Source organism: Prevotella pectinovora (assembly GCF_000834015.1).
GTDB classification, from domain to species: Bacteria; Bacteroidota; Bacteroidia; order Bacteroidales; family Bacteroidaceae; genus Prevotella; species Prevotella pectinovora.
The window spans coordinates 1-14,063 of sequence record NZ_JXQI01000034.1 but is presented as its reverse complement, the minus strand read 5'-3'; the positions used below and the strand labels follow the sequence as shown (position 1 = coordinate 14,063).

At 49.4% G+C, this 14,063-nt stretch carries 10 protein-coding genes; 8 read left to right on the top strand and 2 right to left on the bottom strand.

Annotated elements, in window-relative coordinates; genetic code table 11:
• The first annotated feature begins 499 nt into the window (after nucleotides 1–499).
• The 3 genes from ltrA to ST42_RS04790 all read left to right on the top strand — a co-directional run bounded on the left by ltrA (nucleotide 500) and on the right by ST42_RS04790 (nucleotide 4,945).
• Nucleotides 500–1,906, top strand: coding sequence for a group II intron reverse transcriptase/maturase (ltrA, locus tag ST42_RS04800; RefSeq protein WP_044072589.1), 1,407 nt, complete (start codon nucleotides 500–502; stop codon nucleotides 1,904–1,906).
• Between the two features lie 10 nt (nucleotides 1,907–1,916).
• Entirely contained in the window at nucleotides 1,917–3,851 is a 1,935-nt protein-coding gene (locus tag ST42_RS14475; RefSeq protein WP_082028579.1) for an ABC transporter permease, read from the top strand.
• A 317-nt stretch (nucleotides 3,852–4,168) separates the two neighbouring features.
• A complete protein-coding gene (locus tag ST42_RS04790; protein WP_042517797.1) occupies nucleotides 4,169–4,945 on the top strand; it encodes a class I SAM-dependent methyltransferase in 777 nt (258 codons plus the stop codon).
• A gap of 23 nt (nucleotides 4,946–4,968) precedes the next feature.
• Here the strand turns inward: ST42_RS04790 and ST42_RS04785 are convergent, their stop codons facing one another.
• On the bottom strand, nucleotides 4,969–5,466 hold the full coding sequence (locus ST42_RS04785) for a very short patch repair endonuclease (RefSeq protein WP_042517751.1): 498 nt from the start codon (nucleotides 5,464–5,466) through the stop codon (nucleotides 4,969–4,971).
• Between the two features lie 647 nt (nucleotides 5,467–6,113).
• On the opposite strand from ST42_RS04785, the gene ST42_RS04775 reads away from it, so the two are divergent.
• From ST42_RS04775 to ST42_RS04755, 5 genes are all read left to right on the top strand, one after another.
• On the top strand, nucleotides 6,114–7,391 hold the full coding sequence (locus ST42_RS04775) for an ATP-binding protein (protein ID WP_044072582.1): 1,278 nt from the start codon (nucleotides 6,114–6,116) through the stop codon (nucleotides 7,389–7,391).
• 170 nt (nucleotides 7,392–7,561) lie between these two features.
• Nucleotides 7,562–8,884, top strand: a complete 1,323-nt coding sequence (locus tag ST42_RS04770) for a TolC family protein (RefSeq protein ID WP_044072580.1) — start codon at nucleotides 7,562–7,564, stop codon at nucleotides 8,882–8,884.
• Between the two features lie 75 nt (nucleotides 8,885–8,959).
• Nucleotides 8,960–10,099: an HlyD family secretion protein gene (locus tag ST42_RS04765; RefSeq protein WP_022317229.1), complete on the top strand. Its 1,140-nt coding sequence runs from the start codon at nucleotides 8,960–8,962 to the stop codon at nucleotides 10,097–10,099.
• Complete coding sequence (locus tag ST42_RS04760) at nucleotides 10,096–11,793, top strand: efflux MFS transporter permease (protein ID WP_156139295.1); 1,698 nt, start codon at nucleotides 10,096–10,098, stop codon at nucleotides 11,791–11,793. The genes ST42_RS04765 and ST42_RS04760 overlap by 4 nt, the downstream gene beginning before the upstream one ends.
• Before the next feature lie 89 nt (nucleotides 11,794–11,882).
• The gene (locus ST42_RS04755) at nucleotides 11,883–12,755 is read left to right on the top strand and encodes a helix-turn-helix domain-containing protein (RefSeq protein WP_042517759.1); all 873 of its coding nucleotides are present in this window, start codon (nucleotides 11,883–11,885) and stop codon (nucleotides 12,753–12,755) included.
• Between the two features lie 21 nt (nucleotides 12,756–12,776).
• On the opposite strand, the gene ST42_RS04750 is transcribed toward ST42_RS04755, so the two are convergent.
• Nucleotides 12,777–13,757 (bottom strand): hypothetical protein, encoded by a 981-nt coding sequence (locus tag ST42_RS04750; RefSeq protein ID WP_022317226.1) that lies wholly within the window; start codon nucleotides 13,755–13,757, stop codon nucleotides 12,777–12,779.
• Between the last annotated feature and the right edge of the window lie 306 nt (nucleotides 13,758–14,063).

Below are 14,063 nucleotides of genomic sequence, written 5' to 3'. Positions count from 1 at the left end.
GATATCGAAATTGTCTAGTATTTCTTTGGGAAGAACTAGACGGGCTAATTGTTCAAGCATGTTCATAATGCAAAGATACAAAATACTATGAAATAAAAAACACCCCCAGTACTTTTCCGCTGACCCCTAATAGCGGGAATTGCATAGTCAAAGGCAAGGGTGTCCATCGTGAGTTGGAATCTGAAGGAAGCCGGCGACAAATATCTGACCTAACGGACAGAAACTTCATATAAGGCATGTGACCGTGGATAAGATTGCCTAACAAATCAAAGTCCAATAGCTATTCGGAACGGTCGGTGTAAATGAAGTAGGCATAAGATGGAAAGACAATGCCCTTATCCGAGGAGGTCTCACGGACGCTTCAAATAGTTTTTTTACGAAAGAGGCGGAGTAAAGCTTGCCGTGAGAAGTCAGCATACGCCATAGTAGTGCAATAGTCGATAACGTTGCACGAAGGGCCGAACCTAATAATTAAGCGATAGTAATTGAAACATACCTCATGAAGGAAAGAATGCAGAAAACATTATCCCAAGTTAATGGCTGCCCCCAAAGAGATAGGTCGGAAACCGAATGGTATGGGGGAGTGCAGACCTTTATGTGGATGTGTGAAGACAACATCGTGGAAGTACCATTCGACAAGGAACACCTATTGGAAGTAATCCTTTGCCCCGACAACCTCAACCAAGCCTACAAGGCAGTAGTGAGGAACAAGGGCTGTGGCGGTATCGACAAGATGTCATGCGAGCAGTTGCTCCCATGGCTCAAGGCTAATAAGGATGAACTGATACGCTCCTTGCTTGACGGTACCTACCGTCCGAATCCCGTCCGAAGGGTAGAGATACCCAAGGACAACGGCAAGATGCGCCTGTTGGGCATACCCACCGTGGTTGACCGCATGGTGCAACAATCCATCAACCAAGTACTGACAATAATCTATGAGCCCCAATTCTCCAAACGAAGCTTCGGCTTCCGCCCGAGGAGAGGCTGCCTTGACGCATTGCGAGAAGTGCAGAAGATAGTCGATGAAGGCTACAAGTACGTAGTTGACCTCGACCTTGAACGCTTCTTCGACACAGTGAGTCACAGCAAACTCATAGAGATACTCAGCCGCACCATCAAGGACGGCAGAGTAGTCAGCCTTATACACAAATATCTCCGGAGCGGAGTCATAGACAAAGGCCTGTGGCATGCAAGCGAGGAAGGCCCTCCCCAAGGAGGACCGCTGAGCCCACTTCTCAGCAACATCATGCTGAACGAGTTGGACAAGGAACTCGCACGCAGAGGGCACCCCTTTGTGCGCTATGCCGACGATTCGATGATATTCTGCAAGACCAAGCGTGCCGCAGAACGTGTACGAGAGTCAATAACCAAATTCATAGAAGGGAAGCTATTCCTAAAGGTGAACAAGGAAAAGACCGTAGTCTCATACATACGAGGTGTGAAATATCTTGGCTACTCCTTTTATGTAAACAAGGGTAGATGCCAACTCACCGTACACCCGAAATCAAAGGCAAAGATGAAGTCAAGGCTAAAAGAACTGACAAGTCGGAGCAACGGATGGGGATACGACAAGAGAAAGCAGAAGCTAAAAGAGTACATACAAGGGTGGGTAGGATACTATCACCTTGCCAATATGAAACGTCTTTGCCAAGAGACCGATGAATGGTTAAGACGTAGAATACGCATGTGTATATGGAAGGCTTGGAAGAAAACAAAGACAAAGGTGGCAAACCTCATCAAGTGTGGAATCAGCCATGATAAGGCATGGTCTATAGGCAATGCCCGCCAAAGCCACTGGCGCATGGCAAAGAACTACTATGTTAACACGGCAATATCCACACTGAATCTAAAGAAGGCGGGCTACTTGTGTCTTACGGATTCGTATCTCGAATGGAACCCAAAATAGGAACCGCCGTATGCCGAACGGCACGTACGGTGGTGTGAGAGGTCGGAAAACGAAAGTAGGAAGAAAACTACTTCGTTTTCCTCCTACTCGATTGAGCGAAGACATGCCCGACAACTGCTCCATTGGCAACGGACTCTATATGTGTGAGAACCCGAAGGATGCCGGCGACGCATCGGAGTGGAGCTTCAACATATTCGTACGCCTTGACGATCCGGCTAACAAGGCGGCTGTGGAGCGTGCGTTCAAGAAGGAAGTGATGAGGCAGACGGGGTATACCGACGAGAAGAAATTCGAGAAGGAATATGGTCAGAGCTTCCGGCTCACCCCGGTAGATGATATATATTTCTCCGGCGTAGGCTTAGGCGACAAGGGCAACCGCAACCTGGTGAATGTGCTCACCGTGGCATCGGTATTCATCCTGTTCATAGCTCTGCTGAATCTGTTGAACTTCACGCTCTCCGAAGTGCCGATGCGCATACGCAGCATAAACACACGCCGCGTGATGGGAGCCTCGCAGAGCAGTCTGCGTCTGCAGATGATAATGGAGAATGTGGGCTTCGCCTTTATCGGTCTCCTCATAGCCTTCCTCATCGTAATGGGTTTCCAGCGCAGCGAGACCTGCATGAATCTCGTGTCGGGAGACATCAGTTTCGGGGCAAATGCAATGCTGGCTACTGTAATGGCAGTGGCAGCGCTGGCTGTGGGTGCCCTGTCGGCTGTCGTGCCGGCATGGTACAGCACGTCGTTCACACCGGCAATGGTGCTGAAAGGCTCCTTCGGACTATCACCGCGCGGCAGGAAACTGCGCATGGCGATAATGGGAGTGCAGTTCTGCGTGGCTTTCGTCCTGGCGATATATATCGGTGTGATGGCGAGCCAGTCGAACTACATCTTCAACAGCGACTACGGCTTCGCCAAGAACGAGGTACTCTTCACCGGACTCACAGCGGAGGCTTGTCAGAAGAAAACTGCCATACGGGCTGAACTGCAGAAACTGCCATACGTGGAGAGGGTGGGGTATGCACAGGATGCAATAGGCGTCGGCGACCAATATATGGGGTGGTTTCGCGGCAACGGCGACAAGTCGATGAACATGCAGGTGATGCTGTGCGACCCCGGATATCTGCACACGATGGGACTGAAGATTGAGGAGGGACGCGACTTCAAGGAGTCGGACAGCCAGACAGGGGCGTATATACTGAACCGCACGATGATGGACAAATACAAATGGCTGCACGTGGGCGACTCGATAGGCAGCCGGAGCGAATGGGGCGACCATAACTACCTCATCGTTGGAGTGTGCAACAACTTCAGGATGAAGTCGGTACGCAACGATAACAGCATCCTCTCCGTCGCTTTCCTCGTGTTGGACCCTTTGGCAATGAATAGCATGGGCGACCGCTGCTATAATCTCTTCGTGCGTGTGGCAGAGGGACATGACAAGATAGAGGCAAAGCGAGGCATAGAAAAGGTGCTCAACCGTCTGGATGCCTCATTCGGCGACTATAAGATGAAGTTCTTCGACGATGCGCTGCAGCGGACCTACGTGGATGAGTTCCGCTTCATCTCCCAGGTTAAGCTCTTCGCCATCATCTGCATCATAATAACCATCATAGGAGTGTTCTCGCTCACGATGTTCGAAACCGAATATCGTCGCAAGGAGATAGGCATCCGCAAGGTGATGGGTTCCTCGGTGGGGGCGGTGGTGCGGTTGTTTGCCGTGCGCTATAGCGTGCCTCTCGTCGTATCGTTCGTCATTGCCGCACCGCTCGGCTATTGGCTGAGCCGCCAATGGCTGCAGAGCTTCGCCGAGCACACACCGATTTATTGGTGGCTCTTTCCGCTGAGCTTCGTGGGCGTATCGGCTGTAGTTGTTCTTACGGTAGTAGCACAGTCGTGGCGCGTAGCCACGGAGAATCCGGTGGAGAGCATAAAAACGGAGTGAAAGCTATTGCTATAAGTTGGATGCCGACTCGAGCAAGGTGAATAGTGTTCCTTTCTATCTTTTTTGATATTGAGCTTTTAGCTCTTGTCTCATTCTTTTGAATACCGCCAATATTCACACAACGAGAACAAGTTTTTAGTGTGGCATATATGTTGTATGAGGTGCTCAATATAATATCGGTAAAGCAAAGGTTAACCTGAGATTGGTAATCCTTTGCTTGACCGATAAATGCTTGGGTAGAATAAAAAAACGAGAAATTAACGTTGGAAAGTTGAGAGTTATGATTATCTTTGTTGGGAGTTTTCAAGAAATCATATATGGCACTATCCAATATAGAGAAGCATTACAACAAGCATCCTGAAGACCTGCGCCTGCAGCGTAGGCACGGTATCGTAGAGTTTGAAACCACTATGCACCATCTGCGCCGGTTTCTGAAGTCCGACTACTTTCTTCTTGACATCGGCGCCGGGACGGGCCGCTACACTTCGGCACTCATGGCAGAGGGCTATAGGGTGAAGGCGGTGGAGCTGGTACGCCGCAACATAGAGGTGTTTCTGAAGCGTGAGCCGACAGCCGATGTGGTGCAGGGCGATGCGAGAGACATGCCGTTTATCCCTACGGCAACGGCAGACGTGACGCTGCTGCTCGGTCCGCTGTATCATCTGATAGGAGATGAAGAGAAGCTGAAGGCGCTGAACGAGGCGAAGCGTGTGACGAAGCCTGGCGGACTGATTTTCGTGGCGTATCTGATGAACGAATACAGTATCCTGTCGTATTGTTTCGACGAGGACCGCATCGTGGGGCTGCTGGAGAGGGGTGCTGTGGACAAGGATTTCCACATCCAGGCGCAGGCTGACGAACTCTACGACTATGTGCGCATCGACGACATCAACCGTCTGGACGAGAGTGCCGGACTGGATCGGGTTACCATCTTCTCGCCCGACGGAGCCTCCGACTATATGCGCACACGGCTCAACCGCATGAGCGACGAGACCTTTGCCCGGTTTATAGAATACCAGAAGGTGATATCAGAGCGGTCCGACCTGATAGGGGCCGGCAGCCATGTGGTGGATGTGGTAAGGGTGCCCGAGTAGGGCGAAAATGGATAATGAAGTCGTTATAGCTTGTTGTCCGGTTCCGCGGCCATCATCGTTTCCTCTTCCGGCAGGGTGTATCGTTTGATGCTGCGGTCGTTCAGGAATATGCTGTTCAGAGTGTGCGCCAGCGACTCTAAGGTCTGTTCCCTTACGGCCGGCTTCAGCTGGCATTCCCATACGGTGATGCAGTGCCATCCCATAGCGGCAAGTTGGTGTTGCTCCTCAATGTCGCGGGCTTTGTTGCGTTCAATCTTCGCTTTCCAGAACTCAGTGTTCGTCTTTGGCAGCACGTAGTATCTGCACCCCTCGTGTCCATGCCAGAAGCATCCGTTGACGAAGATGCACGTGCGGTATTTGCGCATTACGATATCCGGATGACCGGGCAGACGCGGATGGTTCAGCCGATAGCGGAAGCCACGGCTGAACAGGAATTTTCTGACCGTGATTTCCGGTTTGGTGTCTTTTCCCCGTATCGCTGCCATGCAGCGGTGGCGTTGTTCCTTAGTCAGCTTGTCCATAACAGAGGTTTAGAGTTCCAGAAGTGGCGTGCCGATATAGCGATGCCATTCCTTATGTGGATGAATGTGGAAAGGTGTCAATCCTTTGTTTTCCTCATCATTGTCATTTTTTTGTGGTGCAAAGATAATGCTTTTGATTAAACCCAAAACGGTCATTAGGACGTTTTATTGGGTATTTCATAACTGCTTGCAGTCTTTTGAATTTTATAAGGCGTATTTTGCTTGTTTTTAATTCGCAATAGCTCGCTATTACTCATTAAAAGCCAAACAAAATCCACTCTTCTAAAAATCAAAATCCAGGCAAGCCCTAATGACCGGTAAGACAGACAGATATTTAGCAGGTGCTTATCAAGAAAAATCATAAATTGCTATCCTAATATTATAAGGAGACACTCCAGAAAACCTCTGACTTTTTTATAAAATACGCCCCCAAAACCTCTGACTTTTTTATGATTTGGTATTCAAAAACCTCTGACTTTTTTTTAATAGTAGTTAATCATCATGTGTTTATTCAGATAAATAGTGGTAAGGTAAAACGCCATATAGACCATTAATATTCCTTAAATAATCCTGTTTTTAGAATTATTTCAAAGTATAGTTGATGATATTTCTGTATTTTTGTAAAGTATACTTTAAAATATTTCCATATGGACAAGCAAATCATCAAGAATATCATCATTGAGAAGCAAGTAGCCATCCCAAACTACAAACTGGTTCACCGGGATTTCCTTTTCGGCGATAAGTCGAATTATATCCTCGTAGGTCTCAGGCGAGCAGGTAAGTCCTACTTGCTGTATCAGGATATTCAGACCAGACTCAACAAAGGCGAACAGTCGGCCCAAGATATTCTCTACATCAACTTTGAGGATGAGCGCTTGTCATCCCTCAAGGCAGAAGAACTGGGCATCATTCTGGATTCCTACATGGAACTATATCCCGGCAAACAGCCCCTCGTCTATCTTGACGAGATCCAGAATGTGGAAGGCTGGGAGAAATTTGCCCGTCGCCTGGCAGATTCCCAATATCGCGTGATGATTACAGGCAGCAACGCCAAGATGCTGGGCAAGGAAATGTACTCTACACTTGGAGGAAGATACATTCCGAAGGAAATTTTTCCTTTTTCGTTTGCAGAATACCTGACCTATCACCAAATGGAACCATGTGAAAACTGGGAATATAACCAGCAGGTAAAATCAATTGTATCCAACTATTTTGATTCCTACTTTTACGAAGGAGGAATAGCAGAATCGTTTGAGCAACCAGACAAACGGGAATACCTCAATGCCCTGTATCAGAAGATACTGATTGGCGACATCGTGGAGAGAAACAGCATCCGCAATTCAAGGGTATTCCGCTTTTTGGCTAAAAAACTTGCCGATAGCGTGATGCAGCCTTCTTCCCTAACCAGATTGCAACACATGGTGAAATCTACAGGAGACACCATCAGTTTGTCGGTTCTGAAGGATTATCTGGAATATATGCAAGATGCGTATCTCTTCTTCCCGATTCCGAATCTGGTTTCACCTATGACAGAACAGGCAACGCTTCAAAAAAGATACGTTGCCGATAATGGAATACTCAACCTGTTCCTGTTTCAGGGGGAAACAAAGCTATTGGAGAATATGGTGGCGATAGAACTGAACAGAAGATTCAGAAACACTACGGAAGAAACTCTCCTCTATTATTTCAACAAAAATATAGAGATTGATTTCTGCGTTCCATCTGCCCGGTTGGCAATCCAGGTGTCATATAACCTGAATGACGAGGCAACCTATGAGCGAGAAGTGGGAGCTCTCGTCAAATTTCTGAAAGCCTTTCCCGGCTACCAAGGCTACATCATTACCCGCGACTACCAGACACAAATAGAGGCAGATGGCCATACGATAGAGGTGGTGCCTGTCTGGAAATGGCTTCTGCAAAAGTAGATAGATCCATAAGATTTGGATAAACGAAACGGAATGTTTGTATCGAAAACCATAAATTTTGGCTCCTATAGAAAACGACAAAGGGAAAATGTGAACAGCTTGTGATATTATATGAATATACCTATACGGCGATAAATCAGTAATTTTGCAGCCGAAATATAAATATAGGTATGAAAAAAATATTGTTCACAATTTCCCTGACATTTCTTGCCGGTTATGCAATGGCGCAAGAAACGATGTCGCTGGGCAGATGCCTGCAGATGGGCATCGAGAGAAACCTGAATCTGAAAACGTATGAGGGCAATGTGCTGAAAGGAAAGCACAATGTGAGTGAAAACCGCTCCCGGCTGCTGCCGCAGATAAATATCGGCGCCGGACTGAACGACAATTTCACTCCTCCCGTATCGGTGACCGACGGTAGGGCATACGGCAAACCGTATAACGTGACGAAGACGCTGCAATATAATTCGTCGGCGAGTATACAGCTGCAGATGCCGCTATACAGTCAGACAGCGCTCACCGCACTGGAAATATCGAAGACCCTCGACCAACTCAACACCCTGTCGTATTCCAAGGCAAAAGAAGACCTGATAGTGCAGATAAGCAAGATGTACTATCTGGCACAGAACACCGAAGAACAGATAGGGATAATCAAAGACAACATCAAACGACTGGAGGAACTGCGCGACATCACGCAAGCGTTCCATGACAATGACATGGCGCTGAGCGTGGACGTGAAGCGCGTGAACGTGAATCTGGAGAACCTCAGCGTGCAGTACGACAATGCCAAGGCGATGCTCATACAGCAATATAACATGCTGAAATATGTAATCGACTATCCCGCCGAACAGGACATCGTGGTGGAGAAAGCCAATGTGGAGCAGATAGACATGGCGGCACTCACCGGACTCAACGAGAACCTCTACGAGCTGCAACTCCTGCGCAAGCAGCAGACGCTGGCAGAACAGCAGAAGAAACTCGCCAAGGATGGCTATCTGCCAACCCTCGCCCTGACCGGCAACTGGACATACACGGCGTTTACAGACAAGATGAAAAACTGGTTCCACTCCGGCGAGTCGAACCATTGGTATAAGTCGAACGGCATCGGCGTGTCGCTGCGCATACCCGTGTTCGACGGATTTGAAAAGCGCTCGAAGATAAGAAAAGCACAAGTGGACATCGACAATGCGAAAATTGCCTACGAGAACGCCCTGAAGGGTATGCAGACGCAATATGCCAACGCCGTGAACGATCTGGCTAACAACCAGCGCAACTTCGCCAAGCAGCGCGACAACTATCTGCTTGCCGAAGATATATATAAGGTGACGAGCGACAGATACCGCGAGGGCATAGCCTCGATGACGGAGGTGCTGCAAGACGAGATGAGCATGAGCGACGCACAGAACAATTATCTCACTGCCCACTTCAACTACCAGGTGTCAAATCTGACGATACTAAAACTCACCGGTCAGTTGGACAGACTGATGAAATGACAACAGGAATGGCGGTTGTGACTATGATGCCCCATTCGCCCTACATTAATTAATTACTAATAACCCCACCGAAAAATGGAAACAAACAATACCAATACCCCCACAAACAACACAACAAACACCCCAAGTGACAACAACCAGCAGCAGTCAACCCATGAAGTTACCGCCAAGCAGCTCAAACGCCAGCGCATACGCCAACTGATCGTCAGTATGATAGGCGTGGCAATCCTCGTATGGGGAATAGTGAAGATAGGCTGCATGTTCATGGACTACAAGAGCAACGAGAAGAGCGATGACGCACAGGTGGAGCAGTATATCTCGCCGGTAAACATGCGGGCTTCGGGATATATCAAGAAGATATACTTCAAGGAGCATCAGAATGTGAAGAAGGGCGACACGCTGCTCGTTCTCGACGACCGCGAATACCGCATCCGCGTGATGGAGGCAGAGGCGGCACTCAAAGACGCCATGGCTGGAGCCAACGTGATTGACGCCTCGGTGCAGACCACCCAGACTTCGGCAACGGTATATGAGGCATCTATAGCAGAGATTGAGGTGCGCCTCGCAAAACTCGAGAAAGACCGTCAGCGCTATCAGAACCTCGTGGCACGCAACGCCGCCACACCGATACAGCTCGAACAGATAGAGACCGAATACAACGCCACGAAGAAGAAGCTCGATGCCGTGCGCCGTCAGCAGAAGGCGGCATATTCGGGAGTCAACGAAGTGCAGACACGCAAGAAGAACACCGCTGCCGCCATCGAACGGGCACAGGCAGCTCTGGAGATGGCAAAGCTGAACCTCTCATATTGTGTGGTGACCGCTCCATGCGACGGCAAGCTCGGCAGAAGAGCGCTGGAAGAGGGACAGGCGGTGAATGCCGGACAGACTATCACATATATCATGCCCGACACCCAAAAGTGGGTGATTGCCAACTACAAGGAGACACAGGTGGAGAATCTGTATGTGGGCCAGAAGGTGGTGATGACGGTAGATGCCTTTGAAGGAAAGGAATTCCAGGGCAGAATCACGGCAATATCCGGAGCTACGGGATCGAAATACTCCCTCGTGCCTACCGACAATTCAGCCGGAAACTTCGTGAAGATACAGCAGCGCGTGCCGGTGAGGATAGAGTTTGAAGGAATATCAAAGGCAGACAACAGCAAGTTGGCAGCCGGAATGATGGTCGTTGTTAAGGCACAGCTCAAGAAATGACACAGGCAGAGATATATACGGCAGTGCCGGAACATCTGCCGAAGAATTTTCCGTTCTATAACTGGGTGCCGAAGCCCCTCGGCATCGCCTTCCTCGTCATACTTTTCATACCTATCATGACGGTAAGCGGTGCCTACACCGTGAATAGCAGCGAGATGGTGGGAGGGCTCGGCATCCAGTCGGAACACATCGCCTTCATCAGTTTCGTCACGTCGATTGGCATGGCGGCATTCTCGCCGTTCTTCTATCTGCTGGTCAGCGTGCGCCGACAGAAGATGATGAGCCTTGTGGGGTTCTCCTTGCTGGCGGTGCAGAGCTATATTTGCGCCAATACCGACAGTCTGTTTATCCTCGCCCTCAACAGCCTTGTGATGGGCTTCGTGAGGCAGACGCTGCTCATGTGCAACCTCTTTACGCTTATCAAATATGGTTTCGGCATAGAGGCGACACGCAACGTGACGCCAGGCAACGAGCCCACGGATGAGGCTGGATGGGACGCCCTCGACACGGAGAAGAAGGCGAGTCAGCCAATCATATATTTCTTCTTCATGCTCCTGGGACAGATAGGCACATGGATAACGGCGTGGTTTGCATACAACTACCAGTGGCAGATGGTATACTATGCCATGTTGGGAGCGATACTCGTGGCACTGCTCATCACCCTGCTGTGCATGCCATACAATCCATACCCCACGAAGCGTTCGCCGCTGTCGTTCTCCAAGTTCGGCAACGTAGTGGTGTTCTGTCTGATGTGCTGTTCGTTTGTATACGTGACGGTGTATGGCAAGGTGTACGACTGGTATGACAGTCCCAGAATCCGTTGGGCAACAGTTATCTGCGTGTTGTCGTCGCTGTTGTTCTTCTATCTTGAGAAGACGCGCCGCTCGCCATATTTCATGCTCAAGGCATTCAAGTCGCGCAGCATCCAGGGCGGCATCCTGCTTTTTATCGGTCTGATGATATGCAACTCCAGTTCGATGCTCGTCAATATCTTTGTCGGCGTGGGCATGAAGGCAGACCAGATACAGATTGCCGCTCTCGGCAACTGGGTGCTGCTGGGATATTTCATCGGAATGGTGATCATCCTGATTCTCAACAACAAGGGCGTGCATTTCAAATGGTTTTTCGCCATGGGCTTCATGCTTATTGCCACCGCGTCACTTTTTATGTATTTCGAGGTGCAGACCGCCGGAATGCTGGAGCGCATGAAATGGCCCGTCATCATACGTGCCACGGGAATGATGCTGCTCTATTCGCTCATCGCCGTGTATGCCAACCAGCGCATGCCGTATAAGCTGTTGTCCACATGGGTATGCATAATGCTCACGGTGCGTATGGTGATAGCGCCGGGCATCGGTTCGGCGTTGTATCAGACAGTATTCCAGTATCGCCAGCAATACTATGTGACGCGCTATGCCCACGACTACGATCGCACGAACTTGGAGACGGCATCTACCTATGACATGACCGCCCGCGGAATGCAATATCAGGGCAAGAGCGAGACGGAGGCGCAACACATGGCAGCCATGTCTGCCAAGGGCAAGGTGCAGGTGCAGGCCACCCTGTCGGCGATAAAGGAGATGTCCGGCTGGACGATATATGCTTGTATGATCCTTGCCGGTCTGATGCTTGTCGTGCCGTGGCCCAAGAGAGATATATCCAAGGACACGAGAGAGTGGTATGTTGGGTACTAGTTGACTAGTTGACGAGCAGACAAGTAGACGATTCTTTTGCAGTTCCTGTTTTTTTTGTTACCTTCGCCGCAAACATACGGCCAGGGCTTATGAAAAACAGTAAAAACAATATAACGCTTCTTGAGCAGCAGATGGCAAATAATGAGGACATCTGCTGCTCTTGTGGTAATATAACGTCTTTTCCCGAAGCGTTCTTCCACAACTTCCATGTTGCCGACGTGGGCATCATAGTGTGTGCTTCCGGCAAATTCTCGTTTTGTTGTGAAGACGTGGACTATGTGGTGAATAAGGGCGAGACGGCGTTCCTGTCACATGGTGTGTGCTTCTCAGTCACCAGCCACAGCACAGACTGCTCCGTTGTCATCATCCTCTATCGGGTGGACTCCATCCGCAATATCCTCGGCAGCACCGTGGTAGGGATGAGATACATGAGTATCCTCAATCCGAGAGCGTGCTGGGTGATGCATACGGGGCATGAGGACGAACTGACAAAATATTCAGAGTTGCTGGCAGTGGGCAACAGCGACGACAATGTTTTTGCTGCCAACGAGCGCCGGCTGCTCCTGCTCTCGCTGACATACAGGCTTTGCGGCATATTCAGAGAAATCTCCAAGGATGGCGACAATGCTCCGAGCCGGCGGCTCGATATGTATATCCAGCTCATGCATCTGATAGACCAGCATTATGTCAGTGAGCGTGGCGTCAGATTCTATGCCGACCGTCTGTGTCTGTCGCCAAAATATCTCACTACGCTTGTCAAGTCGGTGTCGGGATGCACCGTGCAGCAGCTCGTTTTCAAGGCGATAACAAAGAAGGCGATATCGCTGATAACCACCACCGACAAGAGCATCAAGGAAATCGCAGACGAACTGAACTTCCCTAACGCCTCTTCGTTTGGCACATTCTTCAAGAAGCAGGTGGGGATGTCGCCGGTGAACTATCGTCAGAAAGAGGGTGAGTGAATAGCATTTGCCTTTTGGGGATTATTGTCTCGCTTTCTTGGTCCTTGACTTATATGCGATTCCCACTCCAAGAAGGATAAACACCACCAGGATGCTGATCATCTGAGGCACATAGTGTAGCGGTTCAACCCATATCTCAGTGAACATGCCGTTACGGGCAAACACCTCCACAGCAGTCCAGAACACGATCACCGTGGCTATAGACATTCTGATGTTTGGGCCCCAGGCACGCAGTTTCAGCTGGTGGCGGAACATGAATACCGCTCCGATGACGCATCCCACGGCGCTGGCGATGGTGACAGGATGGCTGTCGCCAAAGAATTCAGGGTCGTAAACGAACATAAGATACAGGTAGCACGCCCAGTTGATGAGGTTGAACTCCAGGAAGGTGGTGATGGAAGCGTGGTGGCTCATATTGCTTGGCACCACCTCGTTGCGCTTCTCGCGGAAGAACACTTTCTGCAGCCAGTTCATGAAATGGCATCCCGTCTTCGAACTGAACACATAGAGCACCATGAACATCACGAAGAAGCCGAACGATGCCGGCAGAATCAGATATTCGGGACGCGAACCGCGCATAGCCTTCAGTTCGGCAGGCGGAATGCTGTTCACGTCAACACCATTGATTAGCATCTGATGGTTCACTCCGATGCCGTTCACGTATTCCGTTGTGGTCTGCACAACTCCAGACCCTACAAGGTCGTAATGCACTCCGAAGCGTGCGGCGAAATATCCGAACATGAATTCCACCCAGCCTGTCCAGAACAGCAGTGCGCCGAAGAGTCCCCAGATGGTGCGCTTGGTGTCGCCCTTCACGAACACTCCGATCACCGCCATCGCCAGACCTACAAATCCCATGATGACAGCACTGGTGTTCACGGCGCTGTGAGACATCGTGTCTTCCATGATTCTCATCATGGCATGGCCGAGAGGCATCGTGAACAATACAAAGACAAACGAGGTGATAGTCTTCCCCCAATACTTCTTTTTGTTATTCTCCATAATTATGGTTGCTTAATATAAATAAAAATGTTGAAATTATGAATTCAATCCAAAATTACGGATTTAGTTCAGAACAACAAACAAAATGTTCACCGCCTTAAGAAATATTATGAAGTCAGGAGCCTTTTTCTGTCAAAATACCTACAATTAGGTATGGCGTTTCTTACCCCAAAACGACATAATGACCTCTAAGTTTGCAGAAGATTGCGACGAAGTCGCATAAACTCCAAAATAATCAAGGTAAAACTATGATTGCTAAAGACAGTTTCGTACCTTTGTTGTAAAAAGGTAGAATCGGTCTGTCGA

Coding starts and splice junctions, on each gene's coding strand:
- ltrA (WP_044072589.1), top strand. CDS start 500: ATGAAGGAAAGAATGCAGAAAACATTATCCCAAGTTAATGGCTGCCCC.
- ST42_RS14475 (WP_082028579.1), top strand. CDS start 1,917: ATGCCGAACGGCACGTACGGTGGTGTGAGAGGTCGGAAAACGAAAGTA.
- ST42_RS04790 (WP_042517797.1), top strand. CDS start 4,169: ATGGCACTATCCAATATAGAGAAGCATTACAACAAGCATCCTGAAGAC.
- ST42_RS04785 (WP_042517751.1), bottom strand. CDS start 5,466: ATGGACAAGCTGACTAAGGAACAACGCCACCGCTGCATGGCAGCGATA.
- ST42_RS04775 (WP_044072582.1), top strand. CDS start 6,114: ATGGACAAGCAAATCATCAAGAATATCATCATTGAGAAGCAAGTAGCC.
- ST42_RS04770 (WP_044072580.1), top strand. CDS start 7,562: ATGAAAAAAATATTGTTCACAATTTCCCTGACATTTCTTGCCGGTTAT.
- ST42_RS04765 (WP_022317229.1), top strand. CDS start 8,960: ATGGAAACAAACAATACCAATACCCCCACAAACAACACAACAAACACC.
- ST42_RS04760 (WP_156139295.1), top strand. CDS start 10,096: ATGACACAGGCAGAGATATATACGGCAGTGCCGGAACATCTGCCGAAG.
- ST42_RS04755 (WP_042517759.1), top strand. CDS start 11,883: ATGAAAAACAGTAAAAACAATATAACGCTTCTTGAGCAGCAGATGGCA.
- ST42_RS04750 (WP_022317226.1), bottom strand. CDS start 13,757: ATGGAGAATAACAAAAAGAAGTATTGGGGGAAGACTATCACCTCGTTT.